The organism is Arachidicoccus sp., assembly GCF_050436765.1.
GTDB lineage: Bacteria > Bacteroidota > Bacteroidia > Chitinophagales > Chitinophagaceae > Arachidicoccus.
Window position 1 is genome coordinate 1 of the sequence record NZ_JBNQGD010000042.1, and the last position, 4270, is coordinate 4270.

The 4270-nt window shown below is 38.7% G+C and carries 5 protein-coding genes; 3 read left to right on the forward strand and 2 right to left on the reverse strand.

Annotated features, from left to right (window positions below):
- Nucleotides 1-1038: phosphoenolpyruvate carboxykinase (ATP) (locus ACQR30_RS01605; protein WP_429730310.1), on the forward strand; the 1038-nt coding region annotated here is incomplete at its 5' end.
- Between the two features lie 63 nt (nucleotides 1039-1101).
- On the opposite strand, the gene ACQR30_RS01610 is transcribed toward ACQR30_RS01605, so the two are convergent.
- Nucleotides 1102-1500 carry a c-type cytochrome gene (locus ACQR30_RS01610; protein WP_429730313.1) on the reverse strand — a complete coding sequence of 133 codons (399 nt, stop codon included), beginning with the start codon at nucleotides 1498-1500 and terminating at the stop codon, nucleotides 1102-1104.
- Between the two features lie 296 nt (nucleotides 1501-1796).
- Nucleotides 1797-2102: a YtxH domain-containing protein gene (locus ACQR30_RS01615; protein ID WP_429730316.1), complete on the reverse strand. Its 306-nt coding sequence runs from the start codon at nucleotides 2100-2102 to the stop codon at nucleotides 1797-1799.
- Between the two features lie 216 nt (nucleotides 2103-2318).
- Here ACQR30_RS01615 and ACQR30_RS01620 point away from each other — a divergent pair, with 216 nt between their 5' ends.
- The gene (locus ACQR30_RS01620) at nucleotides 2319-3479 is read left to right on the forward strand and encodes a sigma-54-dependent transcriptional regulator (protein WP_429730319.1); all 1161 of its coding nucleotides are present in this window, start codon (nucleotides 2319-2321) and stop codon (nucleotides 3477-3479) included.
- Nucleotides 3480-3542: 63 nt separating this feature from the next.
- Nucleotides 3543-4270, forward strand: a 728-nt coding sequence (miaA, locus tag ACQR30_RS01625; RefSeq protein ID WP_429730322.1) for a tRNA (adenosine(37)-N6)-dimethylallyltransferase MiaA, incomplete at its 3' end; no start/stop codon positions are given.

Here is a 4270-nt window from a genome sequence, read left to right on the forward strand (position 1 = left end):
CTTATTGGCGGTAGTGCTTATACAGGCGAAATAAAAAAAGGCATGTTTAGCGTCTTGAATTTCTTGCTCCCCGAAAACGAAAACGTATTATCTATGCACTGTTCTGCCAACGAAGGCGACAAGGGAGATGTAGCACTTTTCTTTGGCTTAAGTGGTACCGGTAAAACAACTTTAAGTGCCGATCCTCAACGGTCATTAATTGGCGACGACGAACATGGTTGGGCGCATAGATCTGTCTTCAATTTTGAGGGAGGCTGTTATGCAAAATGCGTTAACTTAACTGCTGAAAAAGAACCTCAGATTTTCAATGCAATTAAACCAGGGGCTTTACTGGAAAATGTTCGGTTTTTGCCCAATAGTAATGTGGTAAATTTCGAAGACGCAAGTGTTACCGAAAACACAAGGGCGGCTTATCCGATCCATTTTATGGAAAATGCAAAAAAGGTTTCTAATGGAGCAAGCCCTAAGAATATATTTTTTCTCACCTGTGATGCTTTTGGCGTTTTGCCTCCCGTTTCAAGGCTTACTAAACAGCAGGCAATGTATCATTTCATTAGTGGCTATACAGCCAAAGTTGCAGGAACAGAAGTAGGCGTCACCGAACCTCAGTCAGTCTTTTCCGCCTGTTTTGGCAATGTGTTTTTGCCTTTGCATCCTATTAAATATGCCGAACTTCTAGGCAAAAAACTGGAACAAAATCCTGATGTAAAAGTTTGGCTTATCAATACCGGATGGAGCGGCGGCGCCTTTGGTTCGGGTAAACGCATCAATTTAAAATACACAAGAGCTATGATTTCAGCAGCTATAAATGGCGATTTGGAAGATGTGGCGTACGTACCACACGATATTTTTGGTATCCTAAAACCACAAAGCTGTCCCAATGTGCCCGATGAAATATTAAACCCTCGCGGCGCCTGGAATAATAAAGAAGCTTATGATATGCAAGCGCATAGACTGGCAAAGCTTTTTATAGAAAATTTTAAAAAATATGAAGATAGGGCCTCCCCAGAAATACTTTCAGCGGCACCCAAACTCTAGTATTAGTCATAAATAAAAAAGGGATGAAAAATCATCCCCTTTTTATTTATTTGATAGGTTTATTTATCTGATAGGTTTTTCATTTCCTCGATGACAAGTAACACAAGTAATCATCTGAATGGTATCCGGTCTCGCCGAATTCTGCCAATTAAAGTAAGTGCTATTTATACCAATCGCCATTTTCATCATTTCTCTTGCAAAGCCCTTTTCTTTTTTCGCGTCGCTGGCGAAATCAAGTCTCGTTGAGTCCACATCGCTACGCGCATGACAGAAACCACATTTCACACCCAATGCCTTATTAAATCCGTGCATAATACCCATTAGGCTATCATGAGTAATATCCTGGGGAAGTACTTTAAAGTTATGTTTGGGTTGTGGAGTACTAAAAGACATGATAACCAAAACAAAAATAGCGCTTAATAACCCTAAAATGACTCCCTTGTTTTTATTTTTCTTGAACATGACAGAATTATTTTTGAATAGTAATAAAAAAGAGTGCCTCTTTTCAAAGGCACTACAAATATAATAGATCCTAATCAGTGAGCAGTCAAAAAGATAAAGATTTTTTTGACTGCTGCTTTACCACGATTTGGCTATCACTCTTTCATGAAAGTTAGCTGTCTTACTATTCACGCCACATGTATATGCGCAAATCCCCTACGAGGCTTTTCCTATACTGACGATGCAATACAAAAAGATAAAGCCTTTGATACCAAAAATTAAAGACTTTTAGGGGACACCAGAAATAAAAAGTATTTTTAAGCTTCACTTACCTCGTCATGAACTTCCTGACTAGAAGCCTTCGCTCGTTTTATCAGTTTTAAAACTTTATCTCTAATATCATCACTTAAGCCAGAAATCTCTGTTTTAAATACCTCTTGCAGATTGTTTAATTCGTCTAAAGACTTCCCAGTAAGTTTATTTAATTTATTTTTTAAGTCCTTTGCAGAATCTGCAATTTGTTGACGCGTTTCTTCACCAGATTGAGGGGCCAATACTAATCCCACTATCGCACCGGCTACAATACCAGAAATTGCTCCTACTAAAATTTGTTTCGCACTCATAAAATAGTTTTTAAAGATTAAAAATTGGATTCGTATTTGTAAAGTTCAACAACCTTGCCAAGAAATTGGAACCTTATGTTAATAAGAAATTAAAGGAATTCCTGCTCGGAAACCAACAATTAAAGCTTATCCTTCATCGTACAAAGTTTAGAATTCGTAATCTTAATTGATATATCTATATTCGCAATATCAAATTAAAATTAAATAGGATTTAATATGGCTAAGATATTGATTATTGACGATGAAAAGGCGATTAGAAAAACCCTAAATGAAATTCTAACCTTTGAAGGATACAAAGTGGAAGAAGCTTTAGATGGAGAAGAGGGCTGGAAACTTTTCTGCGAAAAAAACTTTGATGTGGTCTTATGTGATATCAAAATGCCTAAGATGGATGGAATGGAATTTCTGAGCAAAGCGACAGAATACAATCCTGACACTCCTATCATCATTATTAGTGGTCACGGAAATATTGAGGCAGCGGTGGATGCAGTAAAAAAAGGCGCTTTTGATTTCATTTCCAAACCGCCCGATTTAAACAGGATGCTCATCACTATCAGGAACGCAACCGATCGAAACTCGCTCATTAAAGAAACAAGAACGTTAAAAAATAAAGCAAATAAAGTGCCTGAAATGATTGGAACTTCGGAAGGCATTAACAAAATAAAGACGACCATAGACAAAGTGGCTGAAACGGATGCCCGCGTACTGGTAACAGGCGAAAACGGTGTAGGGAAAGAATTGGTCGCCAAATGGATTCATGCAAAAAGCAATAGAGCCCATAAACCGCTTATTGAGGTAAACTGCGCGGCCATTCCGCAGGAACTAATAGAAAGTGAATTATTTGGTCACGAAAAAGGCTCCTTTACTTCAGCCGTAAAACAGCATTTGGGTAAATTTGAGCAAGCCGACGGCGGTACTTTATTCTTAGATGAAGTCGGAGATATGAGCCTAAGTTCTCAGGCCAAAGTGTTGCGCGCATTACAAGAAGGAAAAATACAACGCGTTGGTGGAGAAAAAGAAATCAGCGTGGATGTCCGTGTAATTGCTGCGACAAACAAAGATTTATTAAAAGAGGTAGAAGAAAAAAATTTTAGACTGGATCTCTATCATAGACTAAGTGTGATATTGATACATACTCCCTCTCTTAATGAACGCAGAGAAGATATTCCCCTCTTGGTGGAAAAATTCCTGGAAGACATCGCCAAAGATTATGGGCAGCCTACTAAAAAAATTAATAAAGATGCATTAAAAGCATTACAAGAACACGACTGGCGTGGCAATATCCGCGAACTCAGAAATGTAGTAGAGCGTTTGATTATTCTTGCCGGTCCGGCCATTAAGTTAGAAGATATTCATAATTATGTCATCATCAAATAATCAAAGTATATTCTTAGGACCTTCAATCGATTATTTCTTAAGATAGATAAGATATAACCACCAATGAGCAAGAACCCAACAGTCATCATTGTCGCGGGACCGACAGCGTCGGGTAAAACATCTTTGGCAATTGAGTTGGCGAATTATTTTCATACGGAAATTCTTTCGGCAGATTCACGTCAATGTTTTCGCGAATTGAATATTGGGGTTGCCAAACCGACAGCGGAAGAGTTGGCTCATGTCACGCATTATTTCATTAACTCACACAGCATCCAAGAAGAAGTTAACGCGGGAATTTATGAAAAATATGCCCTTGCACATTTGGAACAAATTTTTTCCAAAAATAATGTTGCCATCGTTGTTGGGGGCACAGGCCTTTATATAAAAGCCCTTTGCGAGGGTATAGACGAAATGCCCGCCATTACCTCCTCTATAAGAAATGACGTGATGAGAAGCTACGAAGAAAATGGATTAACCTGGCTGCAAAATGAGATCGCACAAAAAGACCCGATTTTCTGGCAAAAAGCGGAGCAGCAAAACCCACAAAGACTAATGCGCGCCTTGGAATTTATTAATCAAACCGGGATTTCTATCACCTACTTCCGCAGCAATAAAAGAATTACCAGAAACTTCAATATTATAAAGATTGGTTTAGAGTGGCCAAGGAAGGAATTATACCAACGAATCAATACGCGCGTCGATATGATGATTGCCCAGGGATTGGAAAAAGAAGTGGGAGATCTACTAACCTATCGTTCGCTGAACGCACTGCAGACTGTAGGATATAGCGA